The organism is Roseisolibacter agri, assembly GCF_030159095.1.
Lineage (GTDB): Bacteria > Gemmatimonadota > Gemmatimonadetes > Gemmatimonadales > Gemmatimonadaceae > Roseisolibacter > Roseisolibacter agri.
Genome location: NZ_BRXS01000005.1, coordinates 567,570 through 586,504, shown reverse-complemented (window position 1 = coordinate 586,504; position 18,935 = coordinate 567,570). Strand labels below are relative to the sequence as shown.

Annotated in this window: 13 protein-coding genes; 5 read left to right on the top strand and 8 right to left on the bottom strand. The window is 72.9% G+C overall.

The annotated features are described in order from the left end of the window. Window positions 1-119: 119 nt before the first annotated feature. Window positions 120-527 carry a hypothetical protein gene (locus tag rosag_RS18045; protein ID WP_284351565.1) on the bottom strand — a complete coding sequence of 136 codons (408 nt, stop codon included), beginning with the start codon at window positions 525-527 and terminating at the stop codon, window positions 120-122. Window positions 528-736: 209 nt separating this feature from the next. Between rosag_RS18045 and rosag_RS18040 the strand changes: the two genes are divergently transcribed. Then, window positions 737-3,673, top strand: coding sequence for a M14 family metallopeptidase (locus rosag_RS18040; RefSeq protein WP_284351564.1), 2,937 nt, complete (start codon window positions 737-739; stop codon window positions 3,671-3,673). A gap of 183 nt (window positions 3,674-3,856) precedes the next feature. Here the strand turns inward: rosag_RS18040 and rfbB are convergent, their stop codons facing one another. The 6 genes from rfbB to coxB all read right to left on the bottom strand — a co-directional run bounded on the left by rfbB (window position 3,857) and on the right by coxB (window position 10,468). Further along, window positions 3,857-4,918: a dTDP-glucose 4,6-dehydratase gene (rfbB, locus tag rosag_RS18035; protein ID WP_284351563.1), complete on the bottom strand. Its 1,062-nt coding sequence runs from the start codon at window positions 4,916-4,918 to the stop codon at window positions 3,857-3,859. 27 nt (window positions 4,919-4,945) lie between these two features. After that, window positions 4,946-5,824: a cytochrome c oxidase assembly protein gene (locus rosag_RS18030; protein WP_284351562.1), complete on the bottom strand. Its 879-nt coding sequence runs from the start codon at window positions 5,822-5,824 to the stop codon at window positions 4,946-4,948. Between the two features lie 113 nt (window positions 5,825-5,937). Further along, window positions 5,938-6,312 (bottom strand): cytochrome C oxidase subunit IV family protein, encoded by a 375-nt coding sequence (locus tag rosag_RS18025; RefSeq protein WP_284351561.1) that lies wholly within the window; start codon window positions 6,310-6,312, stop codon window positions 5,938-5,940. Window positions 6,313-6,325: 13 nt separating this feature from the next. Next, a complete protein-coding gene (locus rosag_RS18020) occupies window positions 6,326-7,006 on the bottom strand; it encodes a cytochrome c oxidase subunit 3 (RefSeq protein WP_284351560.1) in 681 nt (226 codons plus the stop codon). Window position 7,007: 1 nt separating this feature from the next. Continuing rightward, window positions 7,008-9,017, bottom strand: coding sequence for a cytochrome c oxidase subunit I (ctaD, locus tag rosag_RS18015; protein ID WP_284351559.1), 2,010 nt, complete (start codon window positions 9,015-9,017; stop codon window positions 7,008-7,010). A 17-nt stretch (window positions 9,018-9,034) separates the two neighbouring features. Further along, entirely contained in the window at window positions 9,035-10,468 is a 1,434-nt protein-coding gene (gene coxB, locus rosag_RS18010) for a cytochrome c oxidase subunit II (protein WP_284351558.1), read from the bottom strand. Window positions 10,469-10,919: 451 nt separating this feature from the next. On the opposite strand from coxB, the gene rosag_RS18005 reads away from it, so the two are divergent. Next, entirely contained in the window at window positions 10,920-12,200 is a 1,281-nt protein-coding gene (locus tag rosag_RS18005; RefSeq protein WP_284351557.1) for an ABC transporter substrate-binding protein, read from the top strand. Then, on the top strand, window positions 12,197-14,146 hold the full coding sequence (locus tag rosag_RS18000; RefSeq protein WP_284351556.1) for a methyl-accepting chemotaxis protein: 1,950 nt from the start codon (window positions 12,197-12,199) through the stop codon (window positions 14,144-14,146). The genes rosag_RS18005 and rosag_RS18000 overlap by 4 nt, the downstream gene beginning before the upstream one ends. A gap of 233 nt (window positions 14,147-14,379) precedes the next feature. On the opposite strand, the gene rosag_RS17995 is transcribed toward rosag_RS18000, so the two are convergent. After that, on the bottom strand, window positions 14,380-16,245 hold the full coding sequence (locus rosag_RS17995; RefSeq protein WP_284351555.1) for an aspartate ammonia-lyase: 1,866 nt from the start codon (window positions 16,243-16,245) through the stop codon (window positions 14,380-14,382). A gap of 200 nt (window positions 16,246-16,445) precedes the next feature. Between rosag_RS17995 and rosag_RS17990 the strand changes: the two genes are divergently transcribed. After that, window positions 16,446-17,789, top strand: coding sequence for an APC family permease (locus rosag_RS17990; RefSeq protein WP_284351554.1), 1,344 nt, complete (start codon window positions 16,446-16,448; stop codon window positions 17,787-17,789). Between the two features lie 14 nt (window positions 17,790-17,803). Beyond that, complete coding sequence (locus rosag_RS17985) at window positions 17,804-18,892, top strand: aromatic ring-hydroxylating oxygenase subunit alpha (RefSeq protein WP_284351553.1); 1,089 nt, start codon at window positions 17,804-17,806, stop codon at window positions 18,890-18,892. Window positions 18,893-18,935 lie beyond the last annotated feature (43 nt).

The following is an 18,935-nucleotide window of genomic DNA, read 5'->3' as shown; positions in this document are numbered from 1 at the left end:
CGCGTCACTTAGTTAGGAGCGACTAACTTAGCCGCGCCTTGCTGGTCACGAAAGGGGGAGGAGGGCGCGCCCGGGTCCCGCCTCCGGGCGCGCCGGGGAGCCTTAGGACGTCTGAGCCATCAGAGACGCGGGCGCGGGTCGTCGCGCGCGAGCTCGGACGGCTCGTCGGGCAGCCGGCCGATGAACGGCGCGGCCACGAGCATCAGCGCGCCGAGGACCATCTGCAGCGTCGGGACGACGCCCGCCGAGCGGGCGAAGACGAACGGCGAGAGCAGCAGGAGCACGCCGCCGAGCGCGAGCGGGATGCGCGCGGTGCCGGGCGAGCGCTGGGCCATGAAGACCGCGGCGATCGCGAGCCCACCGGCGGCGAACGACGCCAGGGTGCCGCTGCCGAGCGCGACGCCCGTGGGCCCCTCGTCGGCGGCGAGGTTGGGCCACATCGCGAGGCCGATGGCCGCGACGCCGGCGACGATCGCGACCACGTCGGCCCACGTGCGCCGGCGACTGGAAGTGGAGCTCTCGGGCATGGGGTACTCCGGAAGGCTGGGGTCGGAGCGGCGCCGTGCGGCGCCGCGCATGTCACGCCGTCGCTCAACAAGCACGCCGGTTCATCGCGCGGCGCCGGAGCGTTCGCGTGCGAGTGGCAGGTGACGCGGCCCGACGTGCGCTTGTCTCGGTGCGGCCGGGCCCGCACCTTCAGCCCGCGCGACCACCCTTCCCGACCCCGGTCCTCTCGATGCCCCTGCGACGTCCCGGCCGCCCCGCGGTGGCCGCCCTGCTGGCGCTGTCCGCCGCGCTCGCATCCCGCCCCGCGGTGCTCGCCGCGCAGCCGCCCATCGGCGCCGCCGTGCGCGACTCGCTGCGCGACGACCGCGCCTTCTCGTTCGAGGCGCGCGGCCCCTATCGCCCCGCCGTCCCCCGCCCCGAGGCGCTCCTCGGCTACCGCCTGGGCGACCGCAACACGCAGTACGCCGAGCAGGAGCGCGTGCTGCTCGCCATCGCGGCCGCGGCGCCCGAGCGGGTGCGCGTGGAGGAGATCGGCGCCACGCACGAGGGGCGGCGGATGCGGCTCTTCGTCGCGTCGAGCCCCGAGAACATCGCGCGCCTCGACGAGATCCGGCGCGACCTCGATCGCATCGCCGACCCGCGCGCGGGAAGCGCCGCGGAGATCGACGCGCTGGCCGCGCGCACGCCGGCCGTGGTGTGGATCAGCGAGAGCGTGCACGGCAACGAGTCGCCCGGCTTCGAGAGCGGGATGCAGCTGCTCTACCAGCTGGCCGCGAGCGACGAGCCGGCGACGGTCGCCGCGCTGCGCAACGCGATCGTCGTGCTGAACCCGAGCTCGAACCCCGACGGCCACGAGCGCTTCAGCGTCTGGTACAACTCGGTGGCGCGCCGCGACCCGGCCAACCAGAGCTTCGAGCACGACGAGCCCTGGTCGATCCAGGGGCGCTTCAACCACTACCGGTTCGACCTGAACCGCGACGTCATCGCCAGCACGCAGCCCGAGGTGCAGGCGATCATGCGCGGCATGCTGCGCTGGCATCCGCAGGTGGCGGTGGACCAGCACGGCCAGGTGAGCACGTACTTCTTCCCGCCCGCCGCGCGCCCCGTGAACGAGCACATCGGGGCCGAGTCGGAGAAGTGGCTGACGCGCATCGGCCGCGCGAACGCCGCCGCGTTCGACCGCTACGGCTGGCAGTACTACGTGCGCTCCTACTTCGACCTGTACTACCCGGGCTACTGGGACACCTGGCCGTCGCTCACCGGCGCGACCGGGATGACGTACGAGACCGACGGCGGCGGGTGGAAGGGGCTGCTGTGGGAGCGCGAGGACGGCTCCAAGCTCTCGTTCCGCGACGGGATCGCGAAGCACTGGGTGTCGGCGATGTCGACCGTCGAGGCGACGGCGGCGGGCGCGCGCGAGCGCGTCGCCGACTACCTCGCCTTCCGCCGCCGCGCCGTCGAGGACGGGCGCGCGGGGCGCGTGCGGCGCTACGCCTTCTCGTCGGAGCGCGATCCGCTGCGCGCCGCCGAGCTGGCGGCCGCGCTGCTGCGCGCGGGGATCGAGGTGCGGCGCGCCGACGCGCCGTTCCAGAGCGCGCGCGCGCACGCCTACGGCCAGGGCACGGCGGCGGGCGACGCGGCGGCGGCGCGCCGCTTCGGTGCCGGTACGTACGTCGTGGATCTCGCGCAGCCGCAGGGGCGCCTCGCGCGCGCGATCCTCGAGCCGGCGCCGGTGCTCGATCCCGAGTTCCAGCGGCTGCAGGAGCAGCGCTTCGCACGCAACCAGCGGCGCGGGAGCGCGGGCTTCAAGGAGCAGTACGAGTTCTACGACATCACCGCGTGGTCGCTGCCGGTGGCGTTCGGCGTCGAGGCGTGGTGGACCGAGGACGCCGCGCCGGTGACGGGCGCGCTGCTCGCGCTCCCGGATGCGGGGCGCCCCGGTCCGGCGCTCGCGTCGGCGACGGCCGGCGCCGCGGCGCCGATCGCGCTCACCGGTCCCGCCGCGTCGACCTTCAGCGAGGCGTCGCCCGGCAGCGAGCTGCTGGCGGCGCCGCTGGGCGGCGGCGTGACGGGCGGCACGCGCGCGCAGAGCGCGTACGTGTTCGGCCCCGAGCGCACCAACGCGTCGCGCCTCGCGTGGCAGCTGCTCGCGCACGGCGTGCGCGTCACCGTGGTCACCGACAGCACGGAGGCCGGCGGGCGGCTGTGGCCGCGCGGGACCTTCGTCGTGCGCACGTCGCGCAACGACACCACCGTGCACGCGCTGGTCGATCGGCTGGCGCGCGAGGCGGGCGTCGAGGTGACGCCGGTGGCGAGCGCCTTCACCGAGCGCGCGAAGCTCGGCATCGGCGCGGAGCAGGTCGTGGCGCTGAAGCGGCCGCGCGTGGCGGTCGTCGGCGACGAGGGCGTGTCGCAGACGGCGTTCGGCGCGCTCTGGTGGACGCTCGACCGCCGCTACGGCGTCGACTTCACGCACCTCAACTGGCGGTCGATGCCGGGCGCGCTGTCGCGCTTCGACGTCGTGGTCCTCCCCGACGCGTACGGCGTGGGCGACTTCGTCGGCAAGGACGCCGTCGATCGCCTGAAGGCGTGGGTGCGCGCCGGCGGGACGCTGGTCGCGATGGGCAACGCCGCGGCGTGGGCGGCGCGCGAGGACGTGGGGCTCACCACGGCGCGCCGCGTCGGCGAGGACGCGAAGCCGGACACCGCCGGAAAGGCCGACTCCGCGCGCGCCGCGCGTGCGCGCGCCGACACGTCGGCCGAGGCGCGCGAGCTGCTCGCGGCCACGAGCCCCGGCGCGACGCCCGACGCGGCCGAGTGGCTGCCGGGGAGCCACTTCGACGTGGTGCTCGACCGCACGCACTGGCTCACGTACGGCTACGAGCAGCCGCGCCTCACCGCGCTGGTCACCGGCGACAGCTTCTTCCGCCTGTCGCGCGACGGGTCGAACGTCGCGGTGTTCCCCGCGCGCGGGCCGATGCACCGCGCCGGCTTCCAGTGGCCGGGCAACACCGAGCGGCTGATGCGCAACGCCGCGCTCGTGCTCGAGGAGCCGCTCGGCGGCGGCCACGTGGTGCTGTTCGGCAACGACCCGACGTTCCGCGGCTGGTGGCGGGCGTGGGACCGCATGGTGCTGAACGCGCTGCTGCTGGGACCGAGCTTCTAGAACGGCGCGGCGGGCCGCGCGCTGCGGGCTGCGGATCTGAACGACGAGGAGCTTCGGACAGGATGACAGGATGACGAGGAGGCTCCGCACCGGCGCGACGTCCCATCCGCCGAGAGGAGCCTCCTCGTCATCCTGTCATCCTGTCTGTCGTTGTCGTTGGGGTCCGGCGCGCCGAAGCGCGCGTCAGACCTCCGCGAGGCCCAGCCGCTCGCCGCGGTAGCCGCCCGAGCGCACGCGCTCCCACCACGTCCGGTTCTCGAGGTACCACGCGACCGTCTTCCGCAGCCCCGACTCGAACGTCTCGCTCGGCCGCCAGCCCAGCTCGCGCTGGATCTTGGAGGAGTCCACCGCGTAGCGCTGGTCGTGGCCCGGGCGGTCGGTGACGAAGGTGATCAGCGACGCTCGCCGCGTCCCGTCGGCCGCCGGCGCCAGCTCGTCGACGATGCCGCACACGAGCCGCACGACGTCGATGTTGCGGCGCTCCTCGCGCCCGCTCACGAGGTACGTGCCGCCCACGCGGCCGCGCTCCATCGCGGTGATGAGCGCCTCGGCGTGGTCGTCGACGTAGAGCCAGTCGCGCACGTTCTCGCCCTTGCCGTACACCGGCAGCGGCAGCCCCGCGAACGCGTTGAGGATCGTGAGCGGGATCAGCTTCTCGGGGAACTGGTACGGCCCGTAGTTGTTCGAGCAGTTGGTGACGATCACCGGCAGCCCGTACGTGCGGTGCCAGGCGCGCGCGAGGTGGTCGGACGCCGCCTTGCTGGCCGAGTAGGGCGAGCTCGGATCGTAGGGCGTGTCCTCGCGGAACGCGCCGTCCTCGCCGAGCGAGCCGAACACCTCGTCGGTGGAGACGTGGAGGAAGCGGAACGCGTCGCGCGCGCCGCCCTCGAGCGACGCCCAGTAGCGCCGCGCCTCCTGCAGCAGGTGAAACGTGCCGACGACGTTCGTCTCGATGAACGCGCCCGGCCCGTCGATGGAGCGGTCGACGTGCGACTCGGCGGCGAGGTGGAAGACGCCGTCGGGCCGGTGCTCCTCGAACACGCGCTGCATCTGCGTCGCGTCCCCGATGTCCACCTGCTCGAAGCGGTGGCGCGGGTGCTCCAGCGCGGCGCCGAGCGAGTCGAGGTTGCCGGCGTAGGTGAGCTTGTCGACCGTCACGACCGTGACGTCGGGACGCGCGAGCAGACGGCGGACGAGCGCCGAGCCGATGAAGCCGGCCCCGCCGGTGACGAGGTAGGTGGGCATGTCGAGCGTTGGGGGGGGTGCGCCGCGTCAGGCCGGGACCTGCGCGGCGTGCACGTCGTCCTGCGCGCCGCGGGTCGTCCAGCGGAAGAACACGACCGACATCACCAGCATGAAGTAGATGCCGCCCGGCACCCACATGATCAGCCCCCCGAGGCGCTGGTCCTCGAGCGGCGACATCCCCAGCACGCGCGGCGCCCACGAGTACGCGGGGTAGAGCACGCGGTCGGCGTAGGTGATGTAGACCGAGACGATCGACATCGGGATCGTCAGCAGGAAGCAGTAGAGCAGCTGCGCGGGGTACGAGAGGCGCGGCAGCTCGGGCAGCGTCCCGAGGATCGGCCACCACATCAGCGTCGAGGCGACCAGGAACATCAGGTGCTGCGTGATGTGCACCCCGTGGTACGCCAGCGCCGTGTTGTAGAGCGGCGGCAGGTGCCAGCCGGCCATGACGAGGTTGAACAGCACGAAGCACCACGCCGGGCGCGTGATGCGCGTGCCGACGGCGCGCAGCGCCGGGACGCCGAGCAGCGGGCGGAGCATCCACCCCGGCGTGCCGAGGAGGAGCAGCGGCACCACCACGAGCTGCAGCAGCAGGTGCTGCACCATGTGGGCGCTGAACAGGTAGACGTCGCTCAGGTCGTGGATCGGGCCGTTGAGCGAGACGAACAGCAGCGCGAGCCCGGTGAAGAACGCGAGGCGCTGCGCCGCGGTGGGCGTGCGCGCGCCGGCGGCCGGCGTCGCGCCCGACGCGGCGGCGGTCGGACCGACGCGGGCGCGCCAGAGATAGAGCGCCGCGAGCGCCGCGATGCCGATGGCGGTGCTCGGGTGCACGGAGAAGGTGCTGCCCAGCTGCGCCACCGGGTGCAGCAGCGCGAGGGCGGGGACGACGGGTGACGCGACGAGCATGCTTCCTCCAGCGGAGTCCTACGGACCTACAACGGCGACGCGGCCGCGCGCCGGGCGCCCGGTCGACCGGGGCGCCTCCAGCGCGCGGCCGCGTGGCCGTGCCGACCGGCTCCTCAGGTGAGGAGGCCGAGCCGGATCGAGAGGTGCCCGAACAGGAACATCAGGCCGATCAGCGTCAGCCCGGCCACGATGAACGGGCCGGTGAAGAGCGCGCGGAACAGCCGGTGGTCGTACTTCAGGTGCATGTAGACCGAGACGACGGTGAAGAACTTGACCGCCGACATGATCAGCAGCGCCGGGACGAAGTACGCCGAGGCGACGAAGCTGGGGATGTAGTAGGCGTAGACCTCGACGATCGTGATGACCGTGAGGAAGATGCCGACCTTCACGTACGTGCCGGCCGTCGGATGGTGCGCGTGGTGCGCCCCGTGGCCGGCGCCGTGGCCGTGGTCGCCCGCCCCGTGTGCGTCGTGGGAGTCGTGAGCCATCGTCGGGTCCGGTCTACTGGATGAGGTACACGAGCGTGAAGATCACGATCCACACGACGTCGACGAAGTGCCAGTACAGCGCGGCCATGTCGACGGCCAGCTCGTCGTGCGGCTTGAGCCCGCGCTTGAAGTCGATCATCAGCAGCGAGAGCAGCCAGATCACGCCGGCCGTCACGTGCGCGCCGTGGAAGCCGGTGAGCGTGAAGAACGACGAGCCGAAGAGGTTCGTGCGGATCGTCAGCCCCTCGTGCACGAACGACGTGAACTCGTAGGCCTGGAAGCCGAGGAAGACCGCCCCGAGGATGGCCGTCATGGCCAGCCAGAGCTTGGAGTTCTGGTAGGCCTTCCGGTTCGGGTTCTCCGAGTTCACCACCGCGTCGTGCGCCAGCACCATCGCCAGCGACGACATCAGCAGCACGAACGTGGAGGCCGAGGTCACCGGGATGTTGAGGATCGCCGGGAAGACCTTCCCCGTCGCCGGGTCGGTCCACGTCTCGTGCGGGTACGGCCCGACGAGCGACCGCCCCTTGTAGATCAGGTACGTCGAGATGAGCGACGTGAAGAGCATGCACTCGGACCCGATGAACGCCCAGATGGCGATCTTCCGGTTGTCGAGGCCGGTGGTCGTGTAGTGCCCGCCCGTGTGCGGGAGATCCGCCGGGGTGGCGGACGTCAGCGTCTCAGCGGTCGCCATCTCAGTGCGCGTCCTCGAGCGGGGTGGTGAGCCAGTTGTAGAGCGACGTCACCCACCACAGCGCGCCGAACGCCATGATGCTGACACCGGTCATCGTGCTCTTCCCCAGGAAGAGCAGGCCGCAGAACATCACGACCACGCCCAGGGCGCAGACGAGCGGCATGATCGACGGATTCGGCATCGGGATGCCGAGCTCCTTGGCGGTGGGCAGGCGCTGCGGCGCGTTGGCCGAGACGCGCACGCCCTGCTCGCCCTGCGCGTAGGCGGCGCCGCCGGTCGGGTTCACCTGCACCTCGGCGAACTCGTGGCCGTTGGTGATCCCCTCCGGGCCCGCGATGCCGAGGCGGCGGTCGCCGGTCTCGGTGTGCGGCACCTCGCGCGTCAGCTCGGGCGACTTCGCGTCCCACACCGGGTAGCGCGACGTCACCTTCGGCAGCTCGGCGAAGTTGTAGTCGGGCGGTGGCGACGGGATCGACCACTCCAGCGTGCCCGCGCCCCACGGATCGTTGCCCACGCGCTCCCCGTGGCTCCAGCTGCGCCACAGGTTCCAGAGCGTGATCGCGATGCCGATCATGAGGACGCCGGTGCCGGCCGTCGACAGCTGGTTGAACAGCGTGTAGCCCTGGTCCGCGTCGTACGTGTAGATGCGGCGCGGCATGCCCATCAGCCCCGAGTAGTGCATCGGGAAGAACGTCAGGTTCATGCCGACGAACATCCACCAGAAGCTCCAGCTGCCGAGCTTCTCGCTCATGATGCGGCCGCTGAACTTCGGGAAGTAGAAGTACGTCCCGGCGAACAGGCCGAACATCGAGCCGCCGAACAGCACGTAGTGGAAGTGCGCGACGATGAAGTACGTGTCGGTCTGCTGCAGGTCGGCCGGCGGCGACGAGTGCATGACGCCGGAGATGCCGCCGACCGTGAACAGGCCGACGAGCGCCACGGCGAACTTCATGGCCGTCGTGAAGCGCAGCGCGCCGCCCCACATCGTGGAGATCCAGTTGAAGATCTTCACGCCGGTCGGGATGGCGATCAGCATCGTCGTGAGGCTGAACACCGAGTCCGCGACCGGGCCCATGCCGACCGAGAACATGTGGTGCGCCCACACGCCGAAGCCGAGGAAGCCGATCAGGACCGTGGCGTACACCATCACCGGGTAGCCGAAGATCGGCTTGCGGCTGAACGCCGGGATCACCTCCGACACGAGGCCGAAGGCGGGCAGGATCAGGATGTAGACCTCGGGGTGCCCGAAGATCCAGAACAGGTGCTGCCAGAGCAGCGGGTCGGCGCCCGCGGCCGTCGTGTAGAAGTTCGTCCCGAAGAAGCGGTCGAAGATCAGGAACTGCAGCGCGATCGTGATGACCGGGAACGCCAGCAGCACCAGGAACTGCACGACGAACGAGTTCCAGGTGAACATGGGCATGCGCATCATGTTCATCCCGGGGGCCCGCATGTTCACGATCGTCGTGATGAAGTTGAACGACGCCGCGAGCGTGCTGATGCCGAGGATCTGCAGGCCGATGACCCAGAAGTCGATGTTGATGCCCGGGCTGTGGGCCTTCGTGGTCAGCGGGGTGTAGCCGAACCAGCCGCCATCGGGCGCGGCCTGGAACAGGATCGGCAGCGAGATGAAGATGCCGCCGAGCAGGTAGATCCAGTACGAGAACGCGTTGAGCCGCGGGAACGCGACGTCGCGCGCGCCGATCTGGAGCGGGATGAGCAGGTTGAAGAAGGCGGCGGACAGCGGCATGATGGCGAGGAACACCATCGTGGTGCCGTGCATCGTGAACACCTGGTTGTAGGTGTCCGCCGAGAGGACGTTGAGGTTGGGGCCGGCCAGCTGCGCGCGGATGAGCGCCGCCTCGATGCCGCCCCAGACGAAGAAGAACAGGCTGGTGAACAGGTACAGCGTGCCGATCCGCTTGTGATCGACCGTGGTCAGCCAGCTCCAGAGACCGGTCTCTTCCTGGGAGTGCGCGGGCGCGTACGCCGGCGCTGCGACGGTGGTTGCCATGCGGTGTCGGGGCTCCCTTACTTCAGGGCCAGGAGGTAGGCGACGATGTCGGCGATCTGCTGGTCGGTTAGCCCGCCCGCTTTCACCTGCATCTTCGTCACCGGATCGTACTCGTTGAGGCCGAGCGTCGGCATCACGACGCCGGGCTTCATCTTCCGAGTGTTCTTGATCCAGTAGGCGAGGTTGCGCGCGTCGTTCGGGAACAGCCCCGCGCCGATCGTGTTGCGCGAGCCGACGTGCGTGAGGTTCGGCCCGATCTTGCCGGCCGACATCGGGTTGCCGTTGATGTAGTGGCACCCGATGCACGACTGCGACGAGTAGATCTTCTGCCCGCGCGCCGCGTCGCCCGAGGCCAGCACCGCGTCGCTGATGCGCCCGATGTCCGCCGGGATCGGCGTGCTCGGACGGATGTGGCGCGGCAGCTTGTCCATCGGGTAGGTGTAGGCCGGCGTCGCGGCGCTCGGCCCCTGCACCGCGGCCAGCCCCGCGGCCGTGGTGTCACGCGCGGCGCCCGCGGCCAGCGGCTGCTGCGCGGACTGCGTCGGCGTCGACTGGCTGCGCGCGGCCGACGACGGCGGCAGCGCGGCCACGCCGGCGTCCGCCTTGGGGCCGGCCGACTGCGCGCCCGCCTGCGCGCGCGTCGCCGCGGCGGCGGCCGAGTCGCCCGGCGTCGCCGGGGACGCGCTCTGGCCGGGCGCCGGCGTGGCGCCGAACACGGCGACCGCCTGCTGCCCCTTCACCCAGCTGTCGAACTCCGCCGCCGTCACCGTGTAGGTGCGGAACTTCATGTTCGCGTGCGACGCGCCGCAGTACTCGGCGCAGTGCCCGTTCCACGCGGCCGCGCCGAGCGCGCTGTCCGGCGTGAACCAGAGGAAGTTCGTGTGGTTCGCGATCAGGTCGCGCTTGCCCGCGAGCGCCGGGATCCAGAACGAGTGCAGGACGTCCGCGGTCTTGAGCGAGAAGTTCACCGTCCGCCCGGCGGGCAGATAGAGCTCGTTCGCGGTCGAGACGTTGTACTCGGGATAGCGGAACTCCCACCACCACTGGTGGCCGATCACCTCGACCTGCAGCGCGTCGGGACGCGCCTTGGCCTGCGTGCGGAAGATCGTCCGCACCGTGGGCACGGCGATGAAGACCAGGATGACCGCGGGGATCGCGGTCCACAGGACCTCGAGCGTCGTGTTCCCGTGCACGTGCTTCGGCTCCGCCTGGCCCGGCTTCCGGCGGAACTTGATGATCACGTACAGCAGCAGCGCCTCGACGAGCACGAAGACGATCGTGCCCCAGAAGAAGAGCCGGTTGAACAGCGAGCCGACGTCGGCGTTGAACTCGGAGTTCTTGGTGAAGATCGAGTTCGGGTACTGGCCGGAGTCGCACGCGGCCAGTACGAGCAGTGCCGCACCCGCTAGCAGCGTCGCTGCCAGCCGTCGCGGGTGGTGGGTCCGTGTCATGCCTGATCCTAGGAGAGACGGCAGGAGTCGACGCGCAGCGAATCGCGGTCGAGGTTGGCGTACAGCGTGGGGAACCTAACGCCCCCGCTTCGAAACCTTCAAGCGAGCCGGAACTTCGCGACGATCCGTCGCGTGACGGACCGTCGTGAATGGGCGGGCGCGTCCGGAAGAGTCGCGCCAGCGACCGAGCACCGGCACGGACGCTCGCGCGACGCGATGGCGCCACGCGCACGCGCCCGAGCGTGCGCCCGCTCGCGCGCAATGTCGCCCGATGCCCCACGTCCGCGCGCGTCGGGCGATTCCCCCGGTCCGTGTCAGGGATTTCACCCATGCCCGGGGGCCGCGCGCCGCGCATCCCGTTTCGCGGCCCCGCGATCGGTCGTCACTCTCGCGCCCGCCATGGGCGCCCGCCGTCCCCGGGGCGCCTCCGCACGTCCCGACCGCCCCCGGCATGCCGGCCCTGCTCCGTATCGCCGCCTTCCCCGCCCCGCGCCCCCGCGCGCCGCGCGCCCATCCCCGCCTGCGCGCCGCCGCCCGCACCGCCGCGGGCGCGGCCCTGGTGGCGACCGCGCTGCTCCTGGGCGTCGCCGGCTGCCGCGGCGCCGCGCCCGGTCCCCGCGCGGCCGGCGTCCCCGCCGACACGATCGCCATCGGCATCGCGCTCAACCCCGAGCGCCCCGGCATGGAGGCGATCCACAACGGCGTCGACCTCGCCGTCGCCACCCTGAACGCCGACAGCGCCGTCCGGGCGCGCGGCCTCGTGTTCACGGCCGTCCGCACGCCGCGCGGGCTCACGAGCGCCGTCCGGGCGGCCGAGCTGCTGCGCGACCATCCGAAGGTGGCCGGGATCGTCGGCGACGCCGAGAGCGGCCGCACCCTCGACGCCCTGCCCGTCTACGAGGACGTGGACGGCGACGGCGAGCGCGCCGTGGTGGCCGTCTCCCCCACCGCCACCAGCGCGGCGCTGGCCGGCCGGAGCCCCTGGCTCTTCCGCGTCTCCCCCAACGACGAGACGGCGTCGCGCGGCGTGGCCGCCTTCGCGGCCGACTCGCTGGCCGCGCAGCAGGCGGCCATCGTCTACCGGAACGACTCGTACGGCCGCGACTGGGCCGCCACCTTCGCCAAGGCCTACAAGGGAAGCGACGGGTGGATCGTCGCCCGCGACCCGTACGTCCACGGCGTCACGGAGTGGGAGCCGTACGCGGCCTACCTGGCGACGCTGCAGCCGGACCTCATCCTCTTCCCTGGCAGCGCCGAGCACGCGGGCCCCTTCCTGCGCGCCCTCCGGAAGGCGGGACTCAAGGCGCCGGTCCTCGGCGGCGACGCGCTGGCCCCGCTGGCCGACTCGGCGGAGTTCGCGGGCGTGCACTACGCCGTGGCCTTCGTGGCCGAGCGCGCGGCGACGCCCGAGGGGCGCGCCTTCGTGCGCGCGTACGGGAAGCAGTTCGGCGCGCCGCCGGGGGTCCGCGCCGCGATGGCCTACGAGGCGGCGATGCTGCTGGGCCGCGCCGCGACGGCCGTCGGCCCCGACGCCCCGCGCCGGCGCGCCGCCGTGCGCGACTGGCTGAGCGCCCTCGGGAAGACGGCGCCGGCGTTCCGCGGCGTCGCCGGCCCCATCGCCTTCGACGCCCGGCACGACGTGGTGGGGCGCGGCGTGGTCGTCGCCCGCGTGCGGGCCGCCGCCGCTCCGACCCTCGCCGCCGCGGACGCCGCCTCGGAGGCCCGGCCGTGAGCACGACCTCGCGCCCCACCCCGGTGTCCGACCACGCGGCGCTCCGCCAGCCCACCGACGAGCTGGCGATCCCCGGCTGGACGATGGAGCACCCGCTGCCCGCCGAGGCGCCGGCCACGGCCGCTCCGCCCCCGCCTTCCACCCCGGCGCCGCGCCCCGCCGGGTCGGCGCTGGTGGCGATGCTGCGGCGCGGGCCGCGTCCGCGGACGATCCGCGCCTGGCTGCGCGCCGGCTTCGGCGCGAACCTGATCCTGCTGGCGATGGCGGGGGCGGTGGGCGTGGCCGGCCTCACCGCCGCCAACGAGCGCGCCACCGCGGCGCTCGTGGACCTGCGCGTCCACAACGACACGGTGCAGCAGGTGGGCGCGGCGGTGCTGCGCGAGATCCTGGTGGGCTCGCGCTACGCCGAGACGGGGGACCCGGCCTACCTGCGCCGCTACCAGCAGGCGATGGACGAGGCGGACCAGCTCCGCCGCCGCGCGATGGCGGTCCACGGCCTGAGCACCGCGGAGCGCGCGCAGCTGGAGGCGATCGGCGCCAAGCAGTCGGCCACCGAGGCGCGGCTCGCGATGGTGCGCGCGTACCACGCGCTGAACCGCCCGCAGCCCGCCGAGCGCGTGCTCGCCGAGGCGATGGAGGAGGTGTCGCGCATCGGGCAGGATCTGGCGCAGCTGCGCACCGCGGCCGCGGTGCGCGGGATCGAGCGCGAGTCGCTGATGGCCGACGCGCTGCGCACCGAGGAGGTCAAGCTGGCCGCGCTGCTGGCGGCGGCGCTGGCGGTCGGCGCCTTCTTCGCGGTCGCGACGTCGGCGGCGGTCACGCGGCCGCTGGCCGCGCTGGGCGAGGAGCTGGGCGCGATGGGCGCGGGCGACCTGCGCGAGGCGACGCAGCGCGCGCGCGAGCGCACGGGACGCCGCACGGGCCGCGACCTGCGCACCTGGGTGGCCGAGGACCAGCCGGCGGTCGAGTACGCGCGGCTGGGCTTCGCGGTGGACCGCGCGCGCGAGCGCCTGCGGATCCTGCTGGGCCGCGTGCAGGAGGAGACCGACCGCGTCACGGGCGCGGCGCGCGAGCTGGCACAGAACGCCGGCGCGACCGCCGTCTCCACGCAGCACGTGACGGGCGCGGTGCTGGAGATCTCGAACGGCGCGTCGGTGCAGCTGGACGCGCTGCACTCCGCCAGCGCGGCGATGGAGCAGCTGGCCGAGCAGGGCGCGGCGATCGCCGAGGCCGCGGAGGCGTCGGAGCGGGCGGGGCGCGAGATCCGCGGCACGGCGACCGGCACGCGCGCCGAGATCGCGCGGGCGGTGGACGCGCTGCTGGGTGCGCGCGAGGGCGCGGACGACTCGGCGCGCGAGATGGCGGCGCTGCGCGAGGCGACGGCGGTGGTGGACGACTTCGTGGCGGTGATCTCGGAGATCGCGTCGCAGACGCACCTGCTGGCGCTCAACGCGAGCATCGAGGCGGCGCGCGCGGGCAGCGCGGGGCGCGGCTTCGCGGTGGTCGCGCAGGAGGTGCGCGCGCTGGCCGAGCAGAGCGCGGCGGCGGCCGACGAGGTGACGGACAACGTGCGCCGCATCCGCGAGCGCGTGACGAGCGCGGTGACCGCCAGCGAGGCCGGCGCGGCGCGGCTGCGCGACGCGGAGCTGGTGGCCGGCGGCGCGTCGCGCGCGCTGGCCCGCATCGAGGACTCGGTGAAGCGCGTCGAGGAGGCGTCGGAGCGCGTGACCGCGCTGACGTTCGAGAACCGCGCCGCCATCGAGGCCGCGGAGCGCGCGCTCGTGAGCGCCCGGGACGCCGCCGCGTCGCACGCCGCCGCCGCGGAGGAGGTGGCCGCGTCCACCGAGGAGACGGCCGCCGCGGTGGAGCAGGTCTCCGCGACCGCCGAGGAGCTGTCGGGCGGCGCGAGCGCGCTGCGGGGGCTCCTGGGCGAGTTCAGGACGTGACGGTCCCTCGAACGGACTGCTGCGGGCTGCGGACTGCGGATCCTTGAACGGCGAACGGCCGCAAGGATGGAAGTCGGAGAAGATCGGATAACGAGGGATGGCTCCGTGCAGGTGCGAGGAACGTCGCGCCACACGGAGCCATCCGTCGTTATCAGACTTGATCCGATCTTATCCTTGCATTGCCGTTCGGGTCCGGTACGAAGATGCCGGCCACGCAGCACACCGCATGGTCGTCACCCGACCATCGCTTCCGGATTGAGCGCCTCGTCCAGCTGCTCGCGCGTCATCAGCCCGCGCTCCATCACGAGGTCGTACACGCCGCGCCCCGTCTCCAGCGCCTCCTTCGCGATCTCCGTCGACGCCTCGTAGCCGAGCACCGGCACGAGCGCCGTCACGATCCCGATCGAGTTCTCGACGAACCAGCGCATGCGGTCCGGGTTCGCCGTGATCCCCTGCACGCACCGCTCGCGCAGCACCACGCACGCGTTGCGCAGCGTCGCGATGTTGCCCAGCAGACGGTACGCGATCACCGGCTCGAACACGTTCAGCTGCAGCTGCCCCGCCTCGGCCGCCAGCGTCACCGTCACGTCGCCGCCGATGACGTCGAAGCAGACCTGGTTCACCACCTCGGGGATCACCGGGTTCACCTTGCCCGGCATGATCGACGACCCGGGCTGCATCGCCGGCAGGTTGATCTCGCCCAGGCCCGCGCGCGGGCCGCTGGAGAGCAGGCGCAGGTCGTTGCAGATCTTCGACAGCTTCACCGCGCAGCGCTTGAGCACCCCCGAGAGCTGCACGAACACGCCCGTGTCGGCCGTCGCCTCGACGAGGTCGGGCGCGGTGATCAGCTCCAGCCCCGTCACCGCCGACAGGTGCTTCCGCACCGCCTCGGGATAGCCGGCCGGCGCGTTGATCTTCGTGCCGATCGCCGTCGCGCCCATGTTGATCTCGCGGATCAGCCCCTGCACCTCCGCCAGGCGGTCGACGTCCTCCAGGATCGTGTGGCCGAACGCCGCGAACTCCTGGCCGAGCGTCATCGGCACCGCGTCCTGCAGCTGCGTGCGGCCCATCTTCACGAACGGCGCGAACTCCTCGCCCTTGGCCAGGAACGCGTTGGCGAGGTCGCGCTCCGCCTCGCGCAGCCCGTCGATGCTCCGGTGCAGCGCCAGCTTCACCGCCGTCGGATAGACGTCGTTGGTGGATTGCGAGAGGTTGACGTGGTTGTTCGGGTGGACCGTCTCGTACTGCCCGCGCTCGCGGCCCATCAGCTCGAGGGCGCGGTTCGCGATCACCTCGTTCGCGTTCATGTTGGTCGACGTGCCGGCGCCGCCCTGGATCATGTCGACCAGGAAGTGCTCGTGGTGCCGCCCGCCGCGCACCTCGCTCGCGGCCTGCACGATCGCCTGCGACACCGCGGGCGACAGCAGGCCGAGCTCCTGGTTCGCCATCGCGGCCGCCGTCTTCACCGCCGCCAGCGCCTCGACGAGCTGCGGGAACTCGCGCAGCGGCACGCCGGTGATCGGGAAGTTCTCCAGCGCGCGCATCGTCTGCACGCCGTACAGCGCGTCCGCCGGGACGTCGCGCTCGCCCAGCAGGTCGTGCTCGCGGCGCGTCGCGCCGCCCGCGAAGCCCATCGTGCGCCCGCGGCCCACCAGCGTCGCGTCCGCGCTGCGCAGCCGCTGCGAGATCGCCCGCGCCGCGCGCGCCACCAGCGCCGCGTAGATCGGCGGGTTCTCCTTCATCAGCTCGTCCAGCTGCGGCCGCGTCATCACCGCCGCGTCCACCGGCGACAGCGCGCGCGCGGTCGAGCCGTGGCGGCCCGCCTCGCCCAGCAGCAGCCCCTCGCCCACCCCCTCGCCGGCGCCCAGGGTGCTGAGGCGCACCTCGCGCCCCTCCGCCTTCCGCTCGATCGCGACCGCGCCGTCGAGCAGGATCGCGAACAGGCGACGCTCGTCCCCCTCGTTGAAGAGTGCCTCGCCCGGGGCGTAGGACTCGGGCGTGACGGCGCGCGCGAGCCGCCAGAAGTAGCTGTCGGGCAGCCCGTGCAGGAACGCGGTGCCGCGCAGGCGGTCGGCGAGGACGGAGGAAGTCGGGGTCATATCGTACAGGGAGTGAACTAAACGCGGACGCCGGTGCTGTCTTGCAACACGCGTGACCGGCAGGACGGGTCACGCGTGGGCCACGGGGCTGGAAAGTACCCCGCGGCCACCGACGGAGGTACCGCGTCCGGCTGGCGCCCCGCGTGTACCGGCGGCATCGTGCGCCCGTTCCGTCCCGCCCCGCCTCCCTCCCCTCCCGCGTGCGCCCGACCGGCAGCCAGGCCCCACCCGCGCACCTCGAGCGCGTCATCGGCCCCTGGGCCCTGGGCGCCAACGCGGTGAACCTCACCGTCGGCGCGGGGATCTTCGCGCTGCCGGCCGTCGTGGCGGGGATGCTGGGGCCCGCGGCGCTCGTGGCCTACGCCGTCTGCGGCGTGCTCATCCTGCTGGTGCTGGGCTGCTTCGCGGAGGTCGGCGGCCGCGTCACCGGATCGGGCGGCGCCGTGATCTACGTCGAGGAGGCGTTCGGGCCGCTCGCCGGCTTCCTGACGTGGGTCGTGTTCGCGCTGCCGTTCTCGGTCGCGTCGGACGCCGCCATCGTGCACGTGCTGATGGACGCGCTCGCGGGCTTCGTCCCCGCACTGGGCAGCGGTGTGGCGCGGCTGGCGGGGATGGCGCTGCTGGTCGGCGTGCTGGCCGCCGTGAACGTGCGCGGCGTGCGCGAGGGCACGCGCCTCTCCGTCGCGGTCACGGTCGCCAAGCTGCTGCCGCTCCTCCTGCTGATCGCGCTCGGCGTCGCCGCGATGCAGTGGCGGGCGCTCGCGTGGAGCGGCTGGCCGTCGGCGCGCGCGCTGGGCGCCACGTCGCTCGTGCTCTTCTTCGCCTTCATGGGCGCGGAGAGCGCGCTCACGCCCAGCGGCGAGATCCGCGACCCGGCGCGCACGGTGCCGCGCGGCATGCTGGGCGCGGCGCTCGCGCTCGTGCTGCTCTACACCGCGCTGCAGGCCACCGCGCAGGGCGTCCTGGGCGACGGGCTGGCGCGGCAGACCGACGCGCCGCTCGCGGCGACGGCCGCACGACTCGCGGGCGACGCGGGCCGGCGCATCGTGCTCGCGTGCACGGCGATCGCCGGGTTCGGCGCGCTGGCCGCCGACATGGTGGGCGCGCCGCGCGGCTTCCTGGCGATGGCCGAGCGCGGGCTGCTCCCCGCACCGCTGGCGCGCGTGCATCCGCGACGCCGCACGCCGTGGGTCGCGATCGTCGCGTTCGCGGCGTTCATCTTCGCGGCGGCCGCCACGGGCAGCTTCCGCGGGCTCGCCGTGCTCTCCAGCATCTCGCTGCTGCTCGTGTACCTGGGCGTGTGCCTCGCGGCGCTGCGCCTGCGGCGCACGCGGCCGCCCGCGCCGGGCACGTTCCGGCTGCCCGGCGGCCCGACGGTGCCGCTGCTGGCCGTGGCCACCGTCTGCTGGCTGCTCGCGCAGTCCACGCGCACCGAGGCGCTCGGCATGGCCGCGGTGCTGGCGCTGGCGACCCCGTACTATGCGCTGCGGCGTCGCACGCGCGCCGCGCCGCTCGCGCCCGCCGTCGCCCATCCGCCGCACTGACCCGCGTCCCTCGCATGCCGATCGTCTTCCCGTTCGACCCCGACATCGCGCGCGCCTCCACGATCCCGGCGCGGCTCTACAACGACCCGGTCTACCTGGAGCTGGAGCGCGAGCGCGTGTTCGCGCACACGTGGCAGCTGGTGGGGCGCGCGAGCGACGTCGCGACGACGGGCCAGTACCTGACGGCCGAGGTGGGGAACGACAGCATCGTCGTGGTGCGCGACGGCGCGACGCTGCGCGGCTACCACAACGTCTGCCTGCACCGCGCGGGGCCCGTCGCGCAGGGGTGCGGCAAGCGGCAGACGCTCCAGTGCCGCTACCACGGCTGGACGTACGGGCTGGACGGCCGCCTGCTGCGCGCCCCCGAGATGGAGGGCACCGCGAACTTCCGCGCCGACGAGATGCGGCTGGTGCCCGTGCAGGTCGCGCAGTGGGGGCCGCTGGTGTTCGCGAACCTCGACGGCAAGGCGCCGCCGCTGCTGGAGGTGCTGGAGGACGTGCCCGCGCGCGTCGCGCCCTTCCGCTGCGAGACGATGCGCTGGGTGACGCGCAAGTCGTGGGACCTCGCGTGCAACTGGAAGGTCTACGTCGACAACTACCTCGAGGGCTACCACCTGCCGGTGGTGCATCCCGGGCTGCACAAGGAGCTGGACTACGACAACTACCGCGTCGAGCCGCACCGCTACTACTCGGTGCAGCACGCGCCGCTGCGCGCGGTGCACGGCGGGAACGCCGCGGAGCGCCGCTACGATCCGGCGAGGACCGACGTGCCGGAGGCCGTCTACGTCTGGCTCTTCCCCAACACGATGCTGAACGTCTATCTGGGGCAGATGCAGACGAACGTCGTGCTGCCGCTGTCGCACGACCGCTGCCGCGTGGTGTTCGACTGGTACGCGGCCGAGCCGCCCGCCGACCACACGACGGACGCCGAGTGGACGAAGCTGATGGCGTTCAGCGACGAGATCCAGGACGAGGACATCGAGATCTGCGAGGCGGTGCAGCGCAACCTCCGCTCGCGCATCTACGACCGCGGGCGCTACTCGGCCGCGCGCGAGACCGGGGTGCACCACTTCCACTCGCTCCTGCACGAGTTCCTGACCTGATTCCCGGCGCACTCGCGCGCGGCTCGCGGGTATCAGGCGCACC